Raw genomic sequence first — 20,905 nt, 5'->3', positions numbered from 1 at the left:
ATTACTCTTTTATTATACGTCTTACTACTGATTTATTATGCGATGTTATTCGAAGAAAATATACTCCTGATGAAACAGAAGACAAATTAAGTTGTATTTCAGAATTTGAAACTTCAAAATCTTTTTTAGACCAAACTACCTTACCTAAAACATCATACACTTTAATTTCTGAAATTTCATTTTTACCTGTGACCAAGTTAAAAATTTCTTTTGAAGGATTTGGGTAAACCACAATGTTATTTTCTTCAAAAGATTCACTACTTAAATTTTGTTCTATGTGATTTAAAGCAGCTAACATATTTGGAATTGGACCAATATTTTTAGTTAAATCTCCTCCTTGAGCAACTCCAGTGCTTTTGAGAATGGTTCTCATTTGTTGAGATGTTAAAGTATTATTTGTTTGACTTTTATAGTAAGATTGTAAAACGCTAACAACGCCTCCTATTTGAGCTGTTGCTGCACTTGTACCAATAAAAGACATATAAGACTGATTGAAATCGTTATTAAACAAAAGAGCTCCATAACCTGGAATTGCCCCTGTAGTTCTTACATTTAAAAACCATCCTTGTACATCAACTCTTGCTCCGTATGTGCTTCCATAAGTTATTCCACCTGAAACATATGAATAAATACTATGACTTAAATTAGCTGTTCCTGCACCAACGATGATGGCACCACTATCGCCATAATTCAAATAATTTTGATAGTCTAAACTATTCAGATTTTGAAAACCATTTCCAGCAGCAGCTACAACAATTCTTCCTGCGTCTGTTAGTGCTTTTGTTAAGTTCCAAACCAAAATATCATACTCAGCTGGAACAAAACGAGGGTCTGAGACTGTACCGTTAAATCCGTAAGCTTGCATTTCAAAAACAATTACATCTCCAATTACCGAATTATTTAAAGCTTGAGTTATTGCATTTGTTCTACTATAACCGCTCTGCTGCCATTCTGGATATAACCAAACTTGTTGTGCTCCATGAGCAATTCCAGTAATTCCATAAGAACCATTATTACCAAATAAAACTCCCATTGTAGCTGTTCCGTGCTCTGTATAACTAATTGAAGCACTCGTGTTTACATCCATTCCTAGCGCTATATTGCAATTAGCATCATTAAACTCTTCATGGTTTTTATTAAACCCATACTCAATGTTATGAATGGTAACATTTTGACCTGAATAACCTAAATTCCATACTGCTTCAGCGTTTAATCCGGGATTTGCTTGTAAATAAGTTTGTTGTGAAACATAACTAGGTGTAACAGGTAAAATATCTCCAGGAGGAGGAATTATTCTGTTTTCTGTAAATGAATACGGAACTTTTCTAGAACTTAAAAAAGCTAATAACTCTTGATTAAAATTTGAAACTATAAAATAGTTTTTTAACCTTTTTACACTCGAATTGGTTCCTGAAATTTTAATTGCATCTCGTTCTAATGAAAGAAAGTTATCTTCAGAGATGTCGTAGAATGGCTTTGTAGTAAATCCTTTGGCATTAATATAATCAACAACTTCTTTCTTTTCCCCTTCTAAATTAATAACTAAACTATTCTGACTCTTGGCGAGATGAATAGTAAAAAATAAAAAAATAGAGAAAAGGTAATTTTTAATCATACATCGCATCGCCTCTAATTACAATTTCACAAATATAATGAACATAATCAACAAATTAGAATTTTAACAAATGTCTATTCGTGTTTTAACAAAACTCATTTGATTTATGATTATTTTTGCAAAAAAATTATGTTCGATATTATTGCCCCTTATAAAAAGTTTTTAATCATTTTTGGAGTACTTTCTATCCTTATATATTTTGGAATTTATAACTTACTTTCTCCAGAAAAAATGCTTCCCATTTATTCTCCAAGAGATATCAATCCAGAATTAGTAGATTCTACAGTGCAACATATTGGCAACGATCATAAAATTGCTGAGTTTGCTTTTACCAATCAAAATGGGAAAATCATTTCCCAAAAAGACTATGAAAATACCATTTATGTAGCCGATTTCTTTTTTACAACTTGTCCAACAATTTGCCCAAAAATGACCGATAACATGGTTTGGTTACAAAATCAATTGAAGAATAACCCAGAAGTAAAATTGTTGTCTTTTTCAGTTACACCTGATATCGATACGCCTGAAGTTTTAAAAAAATATGCTCAAGAAAAAGGTGTTGATGATTCGCGTTGGAATTTAGTTACCGGAGATAAAAAGGATATTTATTATCTAGCCAGAAAATCCTATTTAGCTGTAAAAACAGGAAAGCCAGAAGAAATGTATGATATGGTTCATACTGAAAATTTCATCTTGGTAGATAAAAACAAACGCATTCGTGGTTTTTATGATGGCACTAATTTAGATAAGCCTACCGATGATCCAAAAACAAAAAACATGAAACAACTTTTAGAAGATATTTTGTGGCTTAGCGAAAACCAATAAGTTAATTTTCATAAATAATTTGCTAAAGTTGACAATTATCAGTTTTAGTCCGATTATAATTTTTACTTTTGTATTTTAATTCAATCTAAATAAGGAAATGGAAATTTGTTCTTCTGAACTTAAAATTGGAGAAGTTGCCGAAATAACCTCCATCAATCTAGATGAAATCCCACTAAAACTTTTAGAAATGGGATGTTTGCCTGGAAATTCCATTACTTTAATTCAAATTGCGCCTTTGGGCGATCCTTTGTATTTTAACGTAAATGATTCGCATGTAGCCATTCGATTAGAAACGGCTAAAGAAATCACGGTTACCAAATTGTAATTCTCATGAGTAAAAATCCTATCAAAGTTGCTTTAATTGGAAACCCAAATGTGGGCAAAACATCGGTTTTTAATGAATTAACAGGATTAAATCAACAAGTGGGAAATTACCCAGGAATTACCGTTGAAAAAAAACAAGGCGTTTGTAAATTAAACGAAACCACAAAAGCAAAAATCATCGATTTACCCGGAACTTACAGCTTAAATGCGAGTTCGATTGATGAAAATGTGGTGATTGAATTATTATTAAATAAGAATGACGAAGATTTTCCAGATGTAGCCGTTGTGGTGACCGAAGTGGAAAACTTAAAACGAAATTTACTCCTTTTTACCCAAATTAAAGATTTAGAAATTCCAACCATTTTAGTCATCAACATGGCCGACAGAATGGAATTAAAAGGAATTGAGTTAGATATTCCTATTTTAGAAAAAGAACTAAAAACAAGGATTGCTCTTGTGAGTTCGCGAAAAAAAACTGGAATTGACAACCTAAAAAACCTAATTCTCAATTACGAAAACCTTTCAACTGAACCGTGTTTGAATGCGTCTTCTATTGATCCGGAATATTTCAACAATTTAAGAAGAGCGTTTCCAAATCAGCTGTTGTACAAACTTTGGTTGGTGATTACTCAGGATGTCAATTTCTTAAATCTTGACCGAAACGAAATCAAAAGCTCGTTTACCAAATCGCATTCCGATTTAAAGAAACTACAACAAAAAGAAACTATAAAGCGTTATCAATTTATCAATGACACGCTAAAATTAGGTCAAAAAATAGACGTTTCAAAAGCAACAGATATTCGTGCAAAAATCGACCGAATTCTAACACATAAAATTTTTGGTTACGTGATTTTCTTCGGAATTTTAATGTTGATTTTCCAATTTTTATTTGATTGGAGTAGTATTCCAATGGATTTTATTGATGAAACGTTTGCTAATTTGAGTTCGCTTGCCAAACAACATCTTCCAGCAGGAGAATTTACCAATTTAATAAGCGAAGGATTGATTCCAGGAATTGGTGGAATTGTGATTTTCATTCCGCAAATTGCCTTTTTATTCTTGTTCATTTCCGTCTTAGAAGAAAGTGGTTACATGAGTCGCGTGGTATTTTTGATGGATAAAATCATGCGAAAATTTGGGTTGTCTGGAAAAAGTATTGTGCCTTTGATTTCAGGAACGGCTTGTGCGATTCCGGCGATAATGAGTGCAAGAAATATTGAAAATTGGAAAGAACGATTGATTACGATTTTAGTTACACCATTCACTACTTGTTCGGCAAGATTACCGGTTTATGCGATACTAATTTCCTTAATTATTCCCGAAAAAAGAATCTTCGGATTTTTAAGTTTACAAGGTTTAACCTTAATGGGATTGTATTTATTAGGATTTGGAATGGCTGTTTTTTCAGCTTATCTACTAAACAAATATTTGAAATTAAACTGCAAATCATATTTCGTAGTTGAAATGCCAAGTTATAAAATTCCGATGTTTAAAAATGTTGGAATTAACGTTTTAGAAAAAACTAAAGCCTTTGTTTTTGGTGCTGGAAAAATCATTTTAGCCCTATCTGTTATTTTATGGTTTTTAGGTTCGCACGGATTAAGTGATGATTTCAACAACGCTGAAAAAATCATAACCGAACAAAATAAAAACAAAACCATTACTTCTGAAGAATTTGAAGATCAAGTGAATTCGTTCAAATTAGAAAATTCATACATCGGTTATATGGGAAAAGCCATTGAACCAGCTATTCGACCTTTAGGTTACGATTGGAAAATTGGAATTGCTGTAGTGAGTTCGTTTGCTGCTCGCGAAGTTTTCGTAGGAACATTGGCTACGATTTACAGTGTAGGAAGTCATAGTGAAGAAGAAACTACCATTAAAAACAAAATGGCTGCAGAAGTTCATCCCATAACTGGTGAAAAAATATTCAATTTTGCTACTGGAATTTCATTGTTGTTATTTTATGCTTTCGCGATGCAATGTATTTCTACTTTAGCTATTGTTAAAAAAGAAACCAATTCATGGAAATGGCCAATAATTCAATTGGTTTTCATGAGTGGATTTGCTTATATTACTTCTTTGATTGCCTATCAATTCTTGAAATAAAGGCATACTTTTTGATTGTCTTCAAAAAACAAGATTGATGAAAAAAACATTATTTGTACTGTTTACTATTTTAACTTTAAATAGTTCATTTTCTCAGAAAATCGACAAGTCTAAAAGTGAATTAAAATCTGGAAAATCTTCGAGTTCTTCGAGTTCAAGTAGCAATTCCTCGAGTTCAGGTTCTTCCAGAAGTTCTTCTTCAAATGACTTTGGATTAGCAGGATTACTTGTTGAAGGATTTTTATATGTGAGTTTTTATTCTACCATTGGCGATTACAGAAGTGAAAATCATTTGTATAATTCGCTTTCTAAATATCCTTATTTCGATGGCGAATCAGGGAATTTTCAAAAAGAAAATGACAGTATTGAATATGAAAATGTAATGCGATTTGATGTTGAAAACCATTTTTTATATAGCAATAATAATTCATTCGGAAATCATTTAAAAGCAAAATTTAGACCATTTCAATATTTTTATGTGCAAGCCGATTATCGTGAACTATTGGAAAAAAACATGCTAACAAATCGTTTTTCAAACCTATCATTATTTCAATTTAACGTGGCTTACGATAGAATTCGATTTAAAAAATTCAATTTAGGCTGGACACTTGGCGCAACCTATGTTGGAAATGATGTTCAAAAAGCTGGCTTTTCTTATGGTTTACATACCGATGTTTTTGCAATAAAAAACATAAGTTTTAATAGTGCTATGATTTGGAGTAAAATAAATGGATTACCCGTAAAATCATTCGAACTTAGAGGTAAATATCATAAAAAGAATTATTTTTTCTCATTAGGATATGAACACTTAAAAATTGCTTCACCTAGCTATAATTTTGTAACTTTAGGAACTGGAATATTTTTTTAAAATATGGATATACAACAAATCTTAGTTTACCTTTCTCTTGCCATTGCCGTAGGTTTTTTGGTAAAAAAATTCTTTTGGAAAAAACGCAAAAAGAAATCAAAACCTTGTGGTGATGATTGTGCGTGTCATTAACCCAAAGCCACGTCTAAAGTCATCATCACAATAAATCCACCGATAAAACCTAAAGTTGCGATATCGGTATTTTTATCTTGCTGTGTTTCGGGAATAACTTCTTCTACTACCACGAAAATCATCGCTCCAGCTGCAAAAGCTAAAGCATAAGGTAATATTGGAGTAAAAAAAGTAACCGCAACGGCTCCTAAAACTCCAAAAATAGGTTCTACTAAAGCCGACGATTGTCCGTACATAAAACTTTTTCTTCTGCTCATTCCCATTCTTCGTAACGGCATAGAAACCGCAATTCCTTCAGGAAAATTTTGAATTCCAATTCCAATAGCTAAAGTAACGGCACCTGCAATCGAAGCTTCTGGAATTCCAGCTGCAACTCCACCAAATAAAACACCAACTGCTAATCCTTCTGGAATATTATGCAACGTAATAGCTAAAACTAATAAAGTAGTGCGTTGCCATGGCGATTTAATCCCTTCAGTTTCTTTGAAATTAATGTGCATGTGTGGCAATACTTTATCCAATCCGAAAATAAATAAAGCTCCCATAGCGAATCCAACAGCTGCTGGAATTACTTTTACAAAACCTTCTCCATGACTCATTTCGATAGCTGGTGCTAGCAAGCTCCAAAAACTAGCGGCAACCATTACGCCACCTGTAAAACCTAGCATTCCGTCTAACACTACTCGATTCATAGTCTTAAAAAAGAACACAAACGAAGCACCAAATGCTGTTAAACCCCACGTAAATGTTGTAGCCAAAAATGCCGCCAAAATAGGGTCAATACTCTCAAAAAAATGGATAATTGAATCAAACATACTTATTGAACGTATAAATTATTAGCAATCTTATTGGAAATCGTTAAGCGTTTTCCATCGATTTCAACGGTTAAGGTATCATCAAAATCTTCTTTGTCGATTACTTTTACAACCGAACCTAATGCAATTTTTTGCTTATCTAAATATTTTAAAAAATCGGTAGAAGAATCTTTCACGCCTACGCAATGAAACGAAGCGTTAATTTCAACTTCGGATAACAATTGTTTTTCGATTTTCTTAATTACACCTTTCGCATCTGGAATTGGATCTCCGTGTGGATCAGCTGCTGGAAAACCTAAAAAAGCATCCAATTTATTAATCAATTGTTCGGATTTGATATGTTCTAATTCTTCTGCAATTTCGTGTACTTCATCCCAAGAAAAACCTAATTTATCTACTAGAAAAACTTCCCACAAACGGTGTTTTCTTACAATCATTTTTGCAGAATGCAAGCCTTTTTCGGTTAAGGTAACTCCTTGATATTTCTGATAACTTACCAAATCTTTATCCGAAAGTTTCTTCATCATATCGGTAACCGATGACGCTTTGGTATCAAGCATTCCCGCTATAGCGTTTGTGTTAACGCCTTTTGGAGACACTAACGACAAATGATAAATAACTTTTATATAATTTTCTTCCGAAATGGTCATAAACAATTCATTTTGACAAATATATAAAGTTTTTTTAGTTTTGTAAATGTTTTATTTTTAGTTTTGTCTAAATTTAATTTTACAATGTTTAAAATATTTATTTATACCACTCTGTTTTTTTCGATTTTTACCTTTTCACAAAACACCATAAAAGGAAAAATAACCGCCAATAATGAGGTTTTAGCTTATGCAAATATTTATATAAAAGAACTAAAAAAAGGAGTTGAAACCAATGAAAATGGTGTTTATGAATTTACAAATATTCCTAATGGTTCCTATACAATTATTGCATCATATGTTGGGTTTAAACCCGAAAGAAAAAAAACAACTATTTTAAATGAACCGAATTATATCCTGAATTTTAACTTGATTGAAGATGCAAATGTTTTAGATGATGTGGTGGTTTCTGGAACTCTAAAACCTGTTTCAAGAATGGAAACGCCTGTTCCGGTTGAAGTGTATACGACAGCCTTTTTAAAGAAAAACCCAACATCCAATATTTTTGAAGCCTTACAAAATGTTAATGGCGTTCGACCTCAACTAAATTGCAACATTTGCAACACAGGTGACATTCATATTAATGGATTAGAAGGTCCGTATACGATGGTTACAATTGATGGAATGCCTATTGTGAGTGCGCTTTCTACGGTTTATGGGTTATCTGGAATTCCGAATTCTTTGATTGATAGAGTTGAAGTAGTAAAAGGTCCAGCTTCAAGTTTATATGGAAGTGAAGCGGTTGGCGGGTTAATCAACATCATTACCAAAAAGCCAACAACTGCTCCCTTATTTTCAGCCGATATTTTTTCAACTTCATGGTTAGAAAACAATGTGGATTTAGGTTGGAAAAGTTCCGTTGGAAAAAAAGCAATGACCTTAGTTGGCATCAATTATTACAATTATAACCAACCGATTGACAACAACAACGATAATTTCACCGATGTAACCTTGCAAGAACGCATTTCGATTTTCAATAAGTGGAATTTCGAGCGAAAAAACAATAAAGAATTCACCATCGCAGGAAGACTATTTTACGAAGACCGTTGGGGAGGCGAAATGCAATGGAATAAATCGTATCGCGGTGGTTCGGAAGTGTATGGCGAAAGCATTTATACAAAAAGAGTAGAACTTTTGAGCAAATACCAATTACCAACCACAGAAGACATGTATTTGTCGTTTTCTGTAACCGCCCACGACCAAAATTCAGTGTATGGAAATACAATTTACTTGGCGAATCAAAAAATTGCTTTTGGACAATATACTTGGGATAAAAAGTTAGAAAATCACAATTTGTTATTGGGAGCGGCTTTTCGTTATCAATATTATGACGATAATACAACAGCAACTCTTTCGGCAGAACAAACAAAAATCTATAGCGTTTTTCTTCAAGATGAAATTAAATTAGCCGAGAAGCATCATATTTTACTAGGTGCTCGATACGATTACAACAACAATCATGGTAATATTTTCACTCCGAGAATTGCCTACAAATGGAATCCAACAGAAAATGATGTGTTCCGAATTAATGCGGGAACTGGATTTCGAATCGTAAATCTTTTTACCGAAGAACACGCAGCTTTAACTGGCTCAAGAGAAGTGATAATTACCGAAGACTTAAAGCCTGAAACATCTTACAACGTCAATTTTAATTATTTGAAAAAAATTAGATTTGAAAACGGTACTTTTTTAGGATTTGAAGCTTCGGCTTGGTATACCTATTTTAATAACCAAATTATTCCAGATTACGACACCAATCCAAACCAAATTATTTATTCCAACTTAAATGGTTATGCACAAACTTTAGGAATTAGCGGAAATATAGATTTAGTGACACCTTTTGGATTGAAAGCAATTCTTGGTTTTACGATTATGGAACCAAAAAATGTGCAAAACGGAGTGAGTTCAACACCTGTTTTAACGGAAAAATATAGCGCCAATTGGGCGATAACGTATGATATTCCAAAATGGTTTTTATCCATCGATTACACTGGAAATTTATACGGACCGATGCGATTACCCATTTTAGGTGATTTAGATCCAAGACCTGAGTATTCTCCTATTTGGAGTTTGCAAAACATTCAGTTTACTTATAAAAAATTTCGTAGTTTTGAACTTTATGGTGGTGTGAAAAATATTTTGAATTGGACGCCAAACAAAAGCGCTCCATTTTTAATAGCAAGAGCAAACGATCCTTTTGACGAAGATGTGGAATATGACACCAACGGAAATGTTTTAGCGACACCAACTAATCCATATGCTTTAACATTTGACCCAAGTTATGTGTATGCCCCCAATCAAGGAATTAGAGGTTTTTTAGGAATTCGATATACCATTTTTTAATGCAGCATTATCATTACATTTTCACAGGTTCAGGTTTATCGGCTTTAATGGCGGTTTATGAAATGCTTTTATCTGGAAAGTTTGAGGATAAATCCATTTTACTAATTGACGAGAATTCTAAAAAAGTAAATGATAGAACTTGGTGTTTTTGGGATGAAGATAATTTGTTTGATGAAGTAATTTCAAAAAAATGGAATCAAGCGATTTTTGCGAATGAGAAATTCAATCGTATTTTAGAATTAACGCCTTATCAATACAAGAAAATTAACGGTTTAGATTTTTACGAATTAGTTTTCAAGAAGATTTCCGAACATAAAAACATTCATTTTCTAAATCAAAAAGTAGTTGATTTTACCGAAATAGGCAATCATTGCGTTGTAAAAACAGAACAAGAAACCTTCACTTGTAACAAAGTATTCAATTCAATTTACAATCCGGAAGTTGTAACATCGCAAACTAAATTTCCTTTAATTCATCAACATTTTATCGGTTGGTTTATCAAAAGTAAAGAAGCTGTTTTTACTCCAAATTGCGCTACTTTCATGGATTTTTCGGTGGAACAAAAAGGCAATACAAGATTTATGTATGTTTTACCAACTTCTTCAACTGAGGCGTTGTTAGAATATACTTTGTTCTCAAAAAACTTACTTTCTAAGGAAGAATATGAAGCTGAAATTCAGAAATACATTGAAAATCTTGGCATATCCGAATATGAAATCATCGAAAAAGAACAAGGCAATATTCCGATGACGTGTTATCCGTTTTGGAAACACAACACCAAAAACATTGTCAATATTGGTTCGGCTGGTGGTTGGACAAAAGCTAGCACAGGTTATACTTTTAAAAACGCATCCAAAAAATCAAAAGCTTTAGTTCAATTTCTAAAATCAGAATCCGACTTCACGAAATTTCATAAAAAAGATAAATTTTGGTTCTATGATTTATTATTGTTGGATATTTTAGGTTCTAAAAACGAATTGGGTTCCAAAATATTTTCATCGATGTTTAAAAAAGGTGATTCGACAGTAATTTTTAAATTTTTAGATGAAGAAACTTCGTTTTTAGAAGATTTACGAGTGATTTGGAGATGTCCGAAAATGGTTTTTGTTCAGGCGTTATTTGGTAGAATTTTCAAATAAAAGCAAACTATCAAATCATAACAAATCTTTATGAATTAGCGCTCTGTAACAAGCAAAAAACTTTGTAACTTTGCCATTCGTTAACTTATAACAATATACATTATGTATCCAGAAGAAATGGTAAAACCAATGCGCGCTGAATTAACAGAAGCTGGTTTTCAAGAATTATATAGCGCTGAAGCAGTAGAAAATGCTTTAAAAAACGAAGGAACTACATTAGTAGTAATCAACTCGGTTTGTGGTTGTGCTGCAAGAAATGCTCGTCCGGGAGCAAAAATGAGTTTAGATGGTGCTAAAAAACCATCACAATTAGTGACTGTTTTTGCAGGAGTTGATAAAGAAGCTGTAGATGCAGCGCGTCAACACATGTTTCCTTTTCCTCCATCATCACCATGTATGGCTTTGTTTAAAGATGGTGAATTAGTTCACATGTTAGAGCGTCATCACATCGAAGGTCGTCCGGCAGAATTAATTGCTGAAAATTTAAAAGACGCTTACAACGAATTTTGCTAATATTTTTTTTAGCGCAACCTTTTCATGATTTTTGAATCTTATTAGAAAAAGATTATGAAAACTATCATTCGAATTTTGCTCTTATCAATACTTTTGCAAAGTTTTCAATGTGATGAAAATGAGTCAAATGTTTCAGAAATAACACCTGAACAATTGATTGAGAAAAAACAAGAGATTCTAGATTATATAAACAGTTTTTCGTGTACTAACACATCAAATTGTAACTACATCGCATTTGGCGCTAAACCTTGTGGTGGACCAAGAGAGTTTTTAGTTTTTCCTAGCACAGTGAATCAAACTACATTGGAAAACTTGGTAAATGAATATTATGAAATGGATTATCAATACAATATACAAACAGGAGCTGTTTCAGATTGTATGGTAGTAAGTCCTCCTAATAATACTGATTGTGTAAATGGTTCTTGTGTAATTATAGAATAAAAGATACAAGCATTATACTATGCTGGCATACAATAAAATCCATCAAAACATTGGTGGATTTTTATTTTATAGCTTACTTTTGCCTAAATTGGTTTTTTACATGGAAAAAATTCTTTCATATCCACTTTCAATACTATATACAATAGTTTTTTTTATTTGGTTGTTGATCTTTCATCCAATTCAATGGGTTTGTTTTAATTTATTTGGATACAATGCACATCGCATTAGTGTTGCATATTTGAATCTTTGCTTAGTTAGAACAGCACATTTACTTGGTACAACATATCATATTAAAGGAATGGAAAATGTTCCTGAAAACAAGCCTTTAATCATAGTTGCCAATCATCAAAGTTTACATGATATCACAACCATTATTTGGTTTTTACGAAAAGCACATCCTAAATTCATTAGTAAAATAGAACTAGGAAAAGGAATTCCAAGTGTTTCTTATAATTTAAAACATGGAGGTTCAGCTTTAATTGATAGAAAAGATCCAAAACAGGCTTTACCCGAAATTAAAAAAGTAGCGGAATTGGTTAACAATAATAATTACTCTGTTGTTATCTTTCCCGAAGGAACAAGAAGTAAAACCGGAGCTCCTAAACCATTTGCTGTGAATGGCTTAAAAATGCTATACAAGTTTGCACCCGATGCCTACTTCTTGCCAATTACCATAAATAACTCATGGAAAATGACTAAATTTGGTAAATTTCCTCTCGGATTAGGAACTCGTTTGGAATTCACCATTCATGAACCACTAAAAATTTCAGAACACCCATTTGAAGAAATTTTTGAGAAAACCGAAACTATAATTACAAAACATATTAAAATATAACCCCTATGTCTATTCAAAATGTCCGTTTAGAAGTGATGCAATTTTTGGAAAAAAAAGTGGATCATTTCATGGAAGAATTCTTAATTCCTGTCGAAAAAATTTGGCAACCAACTGATTTATTACCTGATTCTTCTAAAGAAAATTTTTTAGAGGAAGTAAAAGAACTACGCGAAATTGCTAAAGATTTACCTTATGATTTTTGGGTAGTTTTAGTTGGCGATACTATTACTGAAGAGGCTTTACCTACATACGAAACGTGGTTAATGGATGTTGAAGGTGTTTCTCAAAAAGGTGAAAATGGCGATAACGGTTGGGCAAAATGGTTACGTCAATGGACGGGTGAAGAAAACCGTCACGGCGATGTTTTAAACAAATACTTATACCTTTCGGGAAGAGTAAATATGCGTGAAGTTGAAATTACAACACAGCATTTAATCAACGATGGTTTTGATCCTGGAACCGATAGAGACCCATACAAAAACTTTGTTTTTACCAGTTTTCAAGAATTAGCTACGTATGTTTCGCACAATCGTGTAGCACAAATGGCAAAGAAATTTGGCGATAAAAAACTACACAAAATGTGTAATTTAATTGCTGGAGACGAAATGCGTCATCACTTAGCGTATAGCGAGTTTGTGAAACGTATTTTTGAAATTGACCCAAGCGAAATGATGTTGTCGTTTCAATACATGATGAAGAAAAAAATTACCATGCCTGCTCATTTAATTAGAGAATCTGGCGAAAGTATTGGAACTGCATTTGAAAAATACACAGCGATGGATTATGTGGACATTCTTCAAAAATTAAATGAAAAATGGGAGATTGATAAAATTTGTAATCTTACCGATGAAGCTGAAAAAGCACGTGACTATTTAATGAAATTACCTGCTAGAATGACAAAAATTTCTGAACGATTGGTAGTTCCTGCTGAAGGAGAACTTTTTAAATGGGTACAACCTGCCTTAGTAAAATAACGTTCAAAAAATAAATTTCAGATTCCAAATTCAATTATGAATTTGGAATTTTTTTTGTAAATTAGAACCATGCAAATTATCAATAATACTATACTTTTTGTAAAGAATCAACTAACTCATGCTGAGGGCGGTCACGATTGGTTTCACATTGAACGCGTTTATAAAAATGCTTTATTAATTGCCGAAGAAGAGGAATGTGATGTAACCGTAGTAAAACTTGGAGCACTTTTACACGATATTGCCGATTCTAAATTTCATGGTGGTGATGAAACCGTTGGTCCAAAAACAGCGAGAACTTTTTTAGAATCGCAAAATGTTTCAGAAGACATCATTTTACACGTAATTGCTATTATTGAAAATATTTCATTTAAAGGCGGAAATTTCGAAAAGAAATTCAATTCCAAAGAATTAGAAATTGTTCAAGATGCTGATAGATTAGATGCGCTTGGCGCAATAGGAATTGCTCGTACTTTTAATTATGGAGGTTTTAAAAATCGTCCGTTGTACAATCCGAATATTCAACCAAACTTGAACATGAGTAAGGAAGAATATAAAAATAGTGAATCGCCAACATTAAATCATTTTTACGAAAAACTATTACTCTTAAAAGATAAAATGAATACCGAAACTGGTAAAAAAATTGCTCAAAAACGCCATGATTTTATGGTGACTTTTTTAAGTCAGTTTTATGCTGAATGGGATGGGCAAGAATAGAAAACAGTGTTCAGTTACAAGTTGCTAAAATCAGATAACTTAAAACTGAACACTGAATACTTAATTATTTACCTGGAAACTCTGCTTTTCTTTTTTCTAAAAATGCCGTTGTTCCTTCTTTAAAGTCTTCGGTTCCAAAAGAAAGTCCAAAGTTTTTAATTTCTACTTCATAACCGTTTGTTCCATCTTCAAAATTAGCATTTATAGCTTCGATAGCTTTTGCGATAGCTACACTTGAATTTTTAGTGATTTTAGTTGCAATTCCTTTTGTGAAATCTAATAATTCCTCTTGAGCTACAACATGGTTTACTAATCCGTAGTTTTTAGCGGTTTCGGCATCAATCATTCCTGCTGTCATAATCATTTCCATAGCACGGCCTTTTCCTACTAATTGCGCTAAACGTTGTGTTCCTCCATAACCTGGAATAACTCCTAAAGTCACTTCTGGTAATCCCATTTTTGCATTTGTTGAAGCTGTTCTAAAATGACAAGCCATTGCCAATTCTAATCCGCCACCAAGAGCAAAACCATTAACTGCTGCAATTACTGGAGTGCTTAAATTTTGCACAAAATCAAACAATAAGGCTTGACCTTCAGCGGCTAATTTTTCGCCTTCTTCTACAGAAAAATTGGCGAATTCTGAAATATCGGCTCCAGCTACAAAAGCTTTTTCTCCACTACCCGTTACAATAATTGCTTTTACTGATTTATCTTCGTTTAACAATTTAAATCCATCGTGTAATTCTTGAATAGTTGCCTTATTTAAAGCATTTAATTTAGTAGGTCTTTTAATCGTTATAATTGCAATAGCATCTTGTTTTTCAATAAGAATATTTTCCATTTTTGTTTGTTTTGATTATTTATTTATTGGGAAAGAAACCAAAAATTCGGTTCCTACATTTGGTTCTGTTTCAAAGGTAATCGTTCCGTTATAATTTTCTATAATATTTTTAATAATAGCTAAACCAAGTCCCATTCCGCTTGATTTTGTGGTGAATTTTGGTTCAAAAACACGTTCCTGATTTTCTGTTGAAATTCCTTTTCCGTTATCTTTTACTGCGATTTTAACTTCGTTATCTTGTCTAAAAACCGTCACAAAAACCAACTTGTTTTCCTGTTCTTCCGGAATTGCTTGAATTGCATTTTTTACCAAATTTGTAATCACACGGATTAATTGAGTTCTATCTAACTTGGCAATAATTTCGTCTTCTAATGCTGAAAACTGAATAAAATCTTCATTAAAAATTTCCAACGCCATTTTTACAATTCGGACAACATTTAAAGTTTCGTTTTGCTGTGCTGGCATGGTTGCAAAGTTTGAAAAAGCTCCTGCAACAGCTGTCATGGTGTCAATTTGCTGTAAAATGGTTTTGGTATAATCGTCTAATTTTTTTGTAATATTTGGGTCGTTTGGATCAAACTTTCTTTGAAAACTCTGCACTGTTAATCGCATTGGCGTAAGCGGATTTTTAATTTCATGTGCTACTTGTTTTGCCATTTCGCGCCAAGCTTGTTCTCTTTCGCTTTGAGCTAAAATGGTAGCACTTTCTTCTAATTTATCCACCATGTTATTGTAAGAGTCAATTAAAAGATTAATTTCTTTGCTTCCATCTTCGATTACAATTTTTTCGTTACGTTGATTTAATTGAGTTTCCTGAATTTTATCACTAATAATTTTTAATGATTTTGTAATATAGCTCGATAAAAAATAAGAAAGAACAATGGCAATGAAAAACATAAAAGTATAAACCTGTCCAAAACGAATTAAGAAATTTTGAACTTCATTGTCGTAAAATTCTGCATCTTCTTCATAAGGTAAATTTAAAATAGCGAGAGGCTTAAATTTATTATCTTTTAAATAAGAATAGGATGATCTAAAGGTCCTATCCTCAATTTTTGAAAACTCTATATATCTTTTATCTAAAGAAGATTGAATGATTTTTAAAGTCGAAGGATTTATTTTTGGTTTGTCTTTGTCTAATTTAAAAATAGCTTTTGATGAAATTAACAAGTTTCCTTTTAAATCGAAAAAATTAATTTCCATACTATGAATATCTGCTAACTCGAAAATTTTATCTTTAAAAATTAGTGGAATATTCTTTGTGTTTAGTGGATAAGTAGTTGTTTGCAAAACATAATTTATGTGTTCAGCAATTGCAGTTTCTTTTCTTTCTAAACGGTCTTGATGGTATTCACGAGCCTCTTTTCTAAATTGATAAATGGAAACTGTAGCAATAAGTATAGACGCAATAAGTGTTAAGAATATCATGGATAGAAATATTCTTATTCGTAGTGAAAGATTTTTGATGTTAAAAATTCTATCCATTACCTATTTTGGTTCTTCTCTCTTATTTTTTTATACAATTTGAATCCCATCATTATTAAAATCGAAAAAACAAAAATTCCAATAACACCATAAATCCAGTTGATTGCATTCTTTAAAATTACTAAAAAAACAACTGCAAATAATATTATCGTGGCGCCTTCATTCCAAATTCTAAAAAAATTACCCGAATGTTTTACTTCGTTCTTTTGTAATTGTTTAAATATTTGATGACACTTTAAATGATACAAATACAATAAAAACACGAATGCCAATTTTACATGCATCCATGGTTGGGTTAACCAAACTTTTCCAACTTCGGTAAAAAACAACATCCAAAAAGCGAAAACACTTGCTAAAACAGCACTTGGCCAAGTAATAATATACCACAAACGGTATTGCATTAATTGATATTGCTTAATCAATATGTCTTGTTCTGGTTGTGGTTTTTGTTTGGCTTCGGCATGATATACAAATAAACGAACAATGTAAAACAATCCAGCAAACCAAGTGATTACAAAGATTAAATGTAGTGATTTTATGTAGTTGTAAAGTTCCATTTTTTATTGATTTTGAAAAGCCCATTGGTCAATCCAACGGCTCATGGTTTTTACCCAATCTTCACTGTCGTTCAAACAAGGGATAGATAAGAAATGTTCCCCTCCATTTTCTTTGAAACTGTTAGCAGCTTCCATTCCAATTTCTTCTAAAGTTTCTAAACAATCCGAAACGAACGCAGGAGTTACAACAGCTAAATTTTTAATGCCTTTTTGAGCTAATCCATCAATGGTAGCATCGGTATAAGGTTGTAACCAAGGATCGCGACCTAAACGAGATTGAAAAGAGGTACTGTATTTTCCTTCTTCCAAACCTAAAAATTCGGCTACTTGCTTAGTTGTTTCATAACATTGATGGCGGTAGCAAAACTCGTGTGCTTTTGATGGCGTATTGCAACAACTTCCATCTATTTTACAATGCGATTTTGTTACATCCGATTTTTTAATGTGTCGCTCTGGAACTCCATGATAAGAAAACAATAAATAATCTGATTTAAAATTATCTAAAGCCGATTTAATAGAATTAGACAAATCACGAACATAATCAGGTTGGTTGTAAAAAGCAGGAAGAACCGTAAATTCCATATTTGGAAATTGTTTTTTTCGAATTTCTTCGGCTAACACCAAAATAGTTTCAGTAGTTGCCATAGCAAACTGAGGATATAATGGAATTAATAAAACCTCATCTACACCTTGATTGTGTAATTCTTTTAAACCGAATTCAATACTTGGATTTCCGTAACGCATGGCTAAAGAAACAGGAATACTAACTTGCTCTTTAACTTTATTTTGTAAACGTTTTGATAAAACAATTAATGGCGAACCTTCTTCCCACCAAATTTTTTTATACGCTTTAGCCGATTTTTTTGGACGAGTATTCAAAATAATTCCTTTTACCAAAAGCGCTCTAAGTAAATAAGGAACATCTATAACGCGTTCATCCATTAAAAATTCATCTAAATATTTTCTAACATCTTTTGGTTCAGGACTATCTGGCGAACCTAAGTTAATTAATAGTACTCCTTTTTTCATTTTCTTTTTTTTTCAAAAATACTATTTAATTATCAAAAAAATAATGCCGTAGGATTAATCTTAAAGCAAATTCAACTACTTATCGGAAAAAATATACATTTTATCGAATTTTTGTTAAAATTACAATATTATTAACAATAAAATTTTTTTTAAATTAAATAATATTTAATTTAGTGGAATAATTATTGCATTATTAATAATTAAAATCGTTGAATTATGGAGAAACATTACATTAAATTACTAATTTGGTTTGTTTCAACTTCAGCATTTTCTCAAGTGCAAGGAGTAGGCATCAACGAAGACAACCCACAACAAGCTCTTCATTTAGGTTCTACAAACGGAACTATACGTGTTGATGGATTAAACGCAACAAATTCTACATATAATGGTGGCGGAACAGCTACATACCCTCTTTATGTAGATGGAAATGGAAATTTAACATTAGAATTCAAACCTTTATATAATAGTGATGGCTCTGATGCTTTAGATCATGCTATTTTACCAGGGTCTGTTGTAACACTTCCCGCAGGTGATAATGACGGTTTAATTGTGGGTGAACTTTTTAATTTTACCATTGCTGTTAATAGAGCATCCATTCTTGAAGTAAAATACAATGTTAGTCTGGATGTTTTTTTAAATCCTGCCGAAACAGCTATTTCAGACAGAAGAGCTAGACGAGTAAACACCTATTTTCAGGTGAATGGAGCAGGCAGAAAATATGGACAATCTGGAAAATGTTACACAGGTGGAAGCACCGATGGAGAAACAGGAAAACTGTTTAACACTAGTACTTCTTACATTTCATTACCCGCTGCAGGATCTTATGTAATTCGTTTTTATGGTGAGGTTTCATCTGGAATTACAAACTCCACTGCAAATACAGGTTTGGCTACTTGCGTAAAATTTGCAAGAGGTAACGACTCATTACTATTCAGGCTTCACTAAATACTTTATAACAGTATTATAATTCTTTAATCCCCAAAATTATGAAAAATCAATACTTATGTTTATTGTTTTGTACTTCTATAAGCTTTAGTCAAGTTGGTATAGGAACTACAAACCCACAAGAAGAACTTCACGTTTCCGGAAATACATCAACTATTAGAATAGAAGGATTAAGCAGCACAAACAATGTGTTAAATGATGGAATAAAAAATGCTCGTGTTTATGTAAATTCTAATGGAAATTTAACATTAACCCCTCCAAATTATACAGCTGGAGGAAGTGGTAATGGCAATTTACCCATTAACTTTTTAATTGATGTTCCTAATTTTATTCCTGATAATGTTGATGGGTTACCAGCACCTTATAACAGCTTAGGAAGAATAATTAATAGCGACTTAACACAAGAAGGCGTTGAAGGATTTATTTACAGTGTAACATTTACGGTTCCTGCTGCTTGTACTGTAGAAGTTAAGCATGGAGTTACTTTAGTTATTTCTGGCTCAAATATGCTGACACCAAGTTTAGCTTACATCAATGATAGCAAGACTAGAACCATTGAAACATTCTTTTGTTTTGACATCAACAACGACGGTTTAAGTCCTGCAGAAAAAGCTATTGAATATGGAAATAAAGGACAATTTTATTGCTCAGTTGCAGGAGGCTCTTTAGGTTATCCTTATATGAATAGCCAAGGATATGCTACATTACCACCCGGAACACATTCAATCCATTTCTTCGGAAAAGTTCAAGACCCACCAAGCACATTTACAAGTGTTGGATTTGGTGGTGCAACAGATTATTTAAAACTACGTGTATATAATTAAACCCCTACAATCATGAGAAAATATTTTACCCCAATTATTTTTACATTTTGCATTTCAGTTAATGGACAAGTAGGTGTAAATACAACAAATCCACAAGAAGAATTACACGTAGGAGGTTCAAATTCTACTATTAGAATTGATGGATTAAACACCCCTAACAATATTAATAATTTAGGACCAGCTTCTTCAACACCCGTTTATGTTGATGCAGATGGAGATTTAGTTTTAGGAACTTTAACCGACAATGTTGAAATTCTGTTTGACTCAGAAAATTATTTAGTTGACGTTCAAGACCCAACTTCATTAATAAACCAAGTAGGTAGCGGTGCTGGTTTTAGTCAAGGCGGAATACCAATTGGAGGTGCTGCAATATCATTCACATTAACTAAACCTGCTATTGTTGAAGTTAATTACTCTGTAAGCTGGAATGTTGGAAAAAATGTTACTGCAACCTCTCGTATTGATGATTTTAGAGCTAGAATTGTTCAAACAGCAATGTATTTTAGACAAAATAATTATTTAGGACCAGCTGTAATTAACGATTATTATGGTAATCCTATAAATGGCGGACCTTGGTGTATTACAAGTAACTGCATGGAACTTGGAGGTTTATTAGCTATTAATGGTCAATTTTACAATAATATTGCGGGAAATCAAGGTGAATGGAGGAACTACAGAAATACAGCATCTGATTATGTGGTTTTAGGACCAGGCACTTACACTCCTATGTTTGCTGCACAACTTGCCGTTGGAGATACTGCTGGAACAGGTGCTGTAAAATTATATTTAGGAGTAGGAATGGATGAGGTTCAAATAATTGCGTACTATTTTAACTAAATTTTTAAAAATAATTTGCTTTTTATCGATAAATAATGTGTTTTGTCGATTATTTAATGCAAAATATTGAATATCATAAAAATATTTAGATTT

Annotated in this window: 22 protein-coding genes; 15 read left to right on the top strand and 7 right to left on the bottom strand. The window is 32.4% G+C overall.

Annotated elements, in window-relative coordinates:
• Window position 1: 1 nt before the first annotated feature.
• Window positions 2–1,615 carry a S8/S53 family peptidase gene (locus L6Q46_RS01620; protein ID WP_291282822.1) on the bottom strand — a complete coding sequence of 538 codons (1,614 nt, stop codon included), beginning with the start codon at window positions 1,613–1,615 and terminating at the stop codon, window positions 2–4.
• Window positions 1,616–1,744: 129 nt separating this feature from the next.
• Here L6Q46_RS01620 and L6Q46_RS01615 point away from each other — a divergent pair, with 129 nt between their 5' ends.
• The 5 genes from L6Q46_RS01615 to L6Q46_RS01595 all read left to right on the top strand — a co-directional run bounded on the left by L6Q46_RS01615 (window position 1,745) and on the right by L6Q46_RS01595 (window position 5,873).
• Window positions 1,745–2,440 (top strand): SCO family protein, encoded by a 696-nt coding sequence (locus tag L6Q46_RS01615; RefSeq protein WP_291282821.1) that lies wholly within the window; start codon window positions 1,745–1,747, stop codon window positions 2,438–2,440.
• 97 nt (window positions 2,441–2,537) lie between these two features.
• Complete coding sequence (locus L6Q46_RS01610; RefSeq protein WP_111566407.1) at window positions 2,538–2,765, top strand: FeoA family protein; 228 nt, start codon at window positions 2,538–2,540, stop codon at window positions 2,763–2,765.
• Window positions 2,766–2,770: 5 nt separating this feature from the next.
• Window positions 2,771–4,873, top strand: a complete 2,103-nt coding sequence (feoB, locus tag L6Q46_RS01605) for a ferrous iron transport protein B (RefSeq protein ID WP_291282820.1) — start codon at window positions 2,771–2,773, stop codon at window positions 4,871–4,873.
• 37 nt (window positions 4,874–4,910) lie between these two features.
• A complete protein-coding gene (locus L6Q46_RS01600) occupies window positions 4,911–5,741 on the top strand; it encodes a hypothetical protein (RefSeq protein WP_291282819.1) in 831 nt (276 codons plus the stop codon).
• Between the two features lie 3 nt (window positions 5,742–5,744).
• Window positions 5,745–5,873, top strand: coding sequence for a FeoB-associated Cys-rich membrane protein (locus L6Q46_RS01595; protein WP_008255601.1), 129 nt, complete (start codon window positions 5,745–5,747; stop codon window positions 5,871–5,873).
• Here the strand turns inward: L6Q46_RS01595 and L6Q46_RS01590 are convergent.
• Together L6Q46_RS01590 and L6Q46_RS01585 are read right to left on the bottom strand one after the other, a co-directional pair.
• Entirely contained in the window at window positions 5,870–6,688 is an 819-nt protein-coding gene (locus L6Q46_RS01590; protein WP_291282818.1) for a ZIP family metal transporter, read from the bottom strand. The genes L6Q46_RS01595 and L6Q46_RS01590 overlap by 4 nt on opposite strands.
• Window positions 6,689–6,690: 2 nt before the next feature.
• Window positions 6,691–7,338 (bottom strand): metal-dependent transcriptional regulator, encoded by a 648-nt coding sequence (locus tag L6Q46_RS01585; protein WP_291282817.1) that lies wholly within the window; start codon window positions 7,336–7,338, stop codon window positions 6,691–6,693.
• 84 nt (window positions 7,339–7,422) lie between these two features.
• Here L6Q46_RS01585 and L6Q46_RS01580 point away from each other — a divergent pair, with 84 nt between their 5' ends.
• The 7 genes from L6Q46_RS01580 to L6Q46_RS01550 all read left to right on the top strand — a co-directional run bounded on the left by L6Q46_RS01580 (window position 7,423) and on the right by L6Q46_RS01550 (window position 14,294).
• Window positions 7,423–9,678 (top strand): TonB-dependent receptor, encoded by a 2,256-nt coding sequence (locus L6Q46_RS01580; RefSeq protein WP_291282816.1) that lies wholly within the window; start codon window positions 7,423–7,425, stop codon window positions 9,676–9,678.
• Window positions 9,678–10,817: a lycopene cyclase family protein gene (locus L6Q46_RS01575; RefSeq protein WP_291282815.1), complete on the top strand. Its 1,140-nt coding sequence runs from the start codon at window positions 9,678–9,680 to the stop codon at window positions 10,815–10,817. Before L6Q46_RS01580 ends, L6Q46_RS01575 begins: the two co-directional genes overlap by 1 nt.
• Window positions 10,818–10,919: 102 nt before the next feature.
• Window positions 10,920–11,330, top strand: a complete 411-nt coding sequence (locus tag L6Q46_RS01570; protein WP_133608889.1) for a BrxA/BrxB family bacilliredoxin — start codon at window positions 10,920–10,922, stop codon at window positions 11,328–11,330.
• A gap of 54 nt (window positions 11,331–11,384) precedes the next feature.
• On the top strand, window positions 11,385–11,771 hold the full coding sequence (locus L6Q46_RS01565) for a hypothetical protein (protein ID WP_291282814.1): 387 nt from the start codon (window positions 11,385–11,387) through the stop codon (window positions 11,769–11,771).
• A 100-nt stretch (window positions 11,772–11,871) separates the two neighbouring features.
• Window positions 11,872–12,606 carry a lysophospholipid acyltransferase family protein gene (locus L6Q46_RS01560; RefSeq protein ID WP_291282813.1) on the top strand — a complete coding sequence of 245 codons (735 nt, stop codon included), beginning with the start codon at window positions 11,872–11,874 and terminating at the stop codon, window positions 12,604–12,606.
• A gap of 5 nt (window positions 12,607–12,611) precedes the next feature.
• Window positions 12,612–13,580, top strand: coding sequence for an acyl-ACP desaturase (locus L6Q46_RS01555; protein ID WP_291282812.1), 969 nt, complete (start codon window positions 12,612–12,614; stop codon window positions 13,578–13,580).
• Between the two features lie 69 nt (window positions 13,581–13,649).
• Complete coding sequence (locus tag L6Q46_RS01550; protein WP_291282811.1) at window positions 13,650–14,294, top strand: HD domain-containing protein; 645 nt, start codon at window positions 13,650–13,652, stop codon at window positions 14,292–14,294.
• 64 nt (window positions 14,295–14,358) lie between these two features.
• Here L6Q46_RS01550 and L6Q46_RS01545 read toward each other — a convergent pair whose 3' ends face one another.
• From L6Q46_RS01545 to hemH, 4 genes are read right to left on the bottom strand one after another with little or no spacing between them, the layout of a single operon-like run.
• On the bottom strand, window positions 14,359–15,135 hold the full coding sequence (locus L6Q46_RS01545) for an enoyl-CoA hydratase-related protein (protein WP_291282810.1): 777 nt from the start codon (window positions 15,133–15,135) through the stop codon (window positions 14,359–14,361).
• Between the two features lie 15 nt (window positions 15,136–15,150).
• Complete coding sequence (locus L6Q46_RS01540) at window positions 15,151–16,620, bottom strand: ATP-binding protein (RefSeq protein ID WP_291282809.1); 1,470 nt, start codon at window positions 16,618–16,620, stop codon at window positions 15,151–15,153.
• The gene (locus L6Q46_RS01535) at window positions 16,620–17,177 is read right to left on the bottom strand and encodes a CopD family protein (RefSeq protein WP_291282808.1); all 558 of its coding nucleotides are present in this window, start codon (window positions 17,175–17,177) and stop codon (window positions 16,620–16,622) included. Before L6Q46_RS01535 ends, L6Q46_RS01540 begins: the two co-directional genes overlap by 1 nt.
• Window positions 17,178–17,180: 3 nt before the next feature.
• The gene (gene hemH, locus L6Q46_RS01530; RefSeq protein WP_291282807.1) at window positions 17,181–18,206 is read right to left on the bottom strand and encodes a ferrochelatase; all 1,026 of its coding nucleotides are present in this window, start codon (window positions 18,204–18,206) and stop codon (window positions 17,181–17,183) included.
• Window positions 18,207–18,422: 216 nt separating this feature from the next.
• Between hemH and L6Q46_RS01525 the strand changes: the two genes are divergently transcribed.
• Genes L6Q46_RS01525 through L6Q46_RS01515 form a run of 3 tightly spaced genes read left to right on the top strand, consistent with a single transcriptional unit; the run spans window position 18,423 to window position 20,812 of the window.
• The gene (locus tag L6Q46_RS01525; protein ID WP_291282806.1) at window positions 18,423–19,151 is read left to right on the top strand and encodes a hypothetical protein; all 729 of its coding nucleotides are present in this window, start codon (window positions 18,423–18,425) and stop codon (window positions 19,149–19,151) included.
• Between the two features lie 41 nt (window positions 19,152–19,192).
• Complete coding sequence (locus L6Q46_RS01520) at window positions 19,193–19,975, top strand: hypothetical protein (protein WP_291282805.1); 783 nt, start codon at window positions 19,193–19,195, stop codon at window positions 19,973–19,975.
• 12 nt (window positions 19,976–19,987) lie between these two features.
• Entirely contained in the window at window positions 19,988–20,812 is an 825-nt protein-coding gene (locus L6Q46_RS01515) for a hypothetical protein (protein ID WP_291282804.1), read from the top strand.
• The last annotated feature ends 93 nt before the right edge of the window (window positions 20,813–20,905 follow it).

It is taken from the genome of Flavobacterium sp. (genome assembly GCF_023151265.1).
Classification (GTDB): domain Bacteria; phylum Bacteroidota; class Bacteroidia; order Flavobacteriales; family Flavobacteriaceae; genus Flavobacterium.
The sequence above is the reverse complement of the archived record's forward strand: the minus strand, read 5'-3'. Positions and strand labels throughout refer to the sequence as shown.

Coding starts and splice junctions, on each gene's coding strand:
- L6Q46_RS01515 (WP_291282804.1), top strand. CDS start 19,988: ATGAGAAAATATTTTACCCCAATTATTTTTACATTTTGCATTTCAGTT.
- L6Q46_RS01555 (WP_291282812.1), top strand. CDS start 12,612: ATGTCTATTCAAAATGTCCGTTTAGAAGTGATGCAATTTTTGGAAAAA.
- L6Q46_RS01575 (WP_291282815.1), top strand. CDS start 9,678: ATGCAGCATTATCATTACATTTTCACAGGTTCAGGTTTATCGGCTTTA.
- L6Q46_RS01600 (WP_291282819.1), top strand. CDS start 4,911: ATGAAAAAAACATTATTTGTACTGTTTACTATTTTAACTTTAAATAGT.
- hemH (WP_291282807.1), bottom strand. CDS start 18,206: ATGAAAAAAGGAGTACTATTAATTAACTTAGGTTCGCCAGATAGTCCT.
- L6Q46_RS01545 (WP_291282810.1), bottom strand. CDS start 15,135: ATGGAAAATATTCTTATTGAAAAACAAGATGCTATTGCAATTATAACG.
- L6Q46_RS01595 (WP_008255601.1), top strand. CDS start 5,745: ATGGATATACAACAAATCTTAGTTTACCTTTCTCTTGCCATTGCCGTA.
- L6Q46_RS01560 (WP_291282813.1), top strand. CDS start 11,872: ATGGAAAAAATTCTTTCATATCCACTTTCAATACTATATACAATAGTT.
- L6Q46_RS01570 (WP_133608889.1), top strand. CDS start 10,920: ATGTATCCAGAAGAAATGGTAAAACCAATGCGCGCTGAATTAACAGAA.
- L6Q46_RS01580 (WP_291282816.1), top strand. CDS start 7,423: ATGTTTAAAATATTTATTTATACCACTCTGTTTTTTTCGATTTTTACC.
- L6Q46_RS01615 (WP_291282821.1), top strand. CDS start 1,745: ATGTTCGATATTATTGCCCCTTATAAAAAGTTTTTAATCATTTTTGGA.
- L6Q46_RS01540 (WP_291282809.1), bottom strand. CDS start 16,620: ATGGATAGAATTTTTAACATCAAAAATCTTTCACTACGAATAAGAATA.
- L6Q46_RS01550 (WP_291282811.1), top strand. CDS start 13,650: ATGCAAATTATCAATAATACTATACTTTTTGTAAAGAATCAACTAACT.
- L6Q46_RS01565 (WP_291282814.1), top strand. CDS start 11,385: ATGAAAACTATCATTCGAATTTTGCTCTTATCAATACTTTTGCAAAGT.
- L6Q46_RS01535 (WP_291282808.1), bottom strand. CDS start 17,177: ATGGAACTTTACAACTACATAAAATCACTACATTTAATCTTTGTAATC.
- L6Q46_RS01525 (WP_291282806.1), top strand. CDS start 18,423: ATGGAGAAACATTACATTAAATTACTAATTTGGTTTGTTTCAACTTCA.
- L6Q46_RS01585 (WP_291282817.1), bottom strand. CDS start 7,338: ATGACCATTTCGGAAGAAAATTATATAAAAGTTATTTATCATTTGTCG.
- L6Q46_RS01620 (WP_291282822.1), bottom strand. CDS start 1,615: ATGATTAAAAATTACCTTTTCTCTATTTTTTTATTTTTTACTATTCAT.
- L6Q46_RS01610 (WP_111566407.1), top strand. CDS start 2,538: ATGGAAATTTGTTCTTCTGAACTTAAAATTGGAGAAGTTGCCGAAATA.
- feoB (WP_291282820.1), top strand. CDS start 2,771: ATGAGTAAAAATCCTATCAAAGTTGCTTTAATTGGAAACCCAAATGTG.
- L6Q46_RS01520 (WP_291282805.1), top strand. CDS start 19,193: ATGAAAAATCAATACTTATGTTTATTGTTTTGTACTTCTATAAGCTTT.
- L6Q46_RS01590 (WP_291282818.1), bottom strand. CDS start 6,688: ATGTTTGATTCAATTATCCATTTTTTTGAGAGTATTGACCCTATTTTG.